This is a genomic window from Runella sp. R0.1_18, assembly GCF_057652155.1.
This window is the reverse complement of record NZ_JBYFCK010000124.1, coordinates 1-290: the sequence shown is the minus strand read 5'-3', so window position 1 is coordinate 290 and position 290 is coordinate 1. Positions and strand designations below refer to the sequence as shown.

The window sequence follows — 290 nt, the reverse complement described above, 5'->3', positions numbered from 1 at the left end:
GAAGTTTCGTAGGCTGCGACCAACCTTGGTTCAATGAATACGAAAGTTCTGGTTTACCCGATTTTCCACGTTTGTTGGTAATCAAGATAACCCCGTTAGCCGCACGCGCACCATAGATAGATGCCGAGGCATCATTCAAAACCGAGATACTTTCGATGTCGTTAGGGTTGATACGATCTAAGCCCCCTTCACGACCGGGAATACCGTCGATTAAGATAAGAGCAGAGTTGTTTCCTAAGGTATTTGAACCACGAATACGAATACCAGCACCGTCGTTACCTGGCTCACCA

Annotated in this window: 1 protein-coding gene; it reads right to left on the bottom strand. The window is 46.9% G+C overall.

Annotated elements, in window-relative coordinates; translation table 11 throughout:
• Positions 1-290, bottom strand: a 290-nt coding sequence (locus AC23P2_RS31355; protein ID WP_487776831.1) for a TonB-dependent receptor plug domain-containing protein, incomplete at both ends; no start/stop codon positions are given.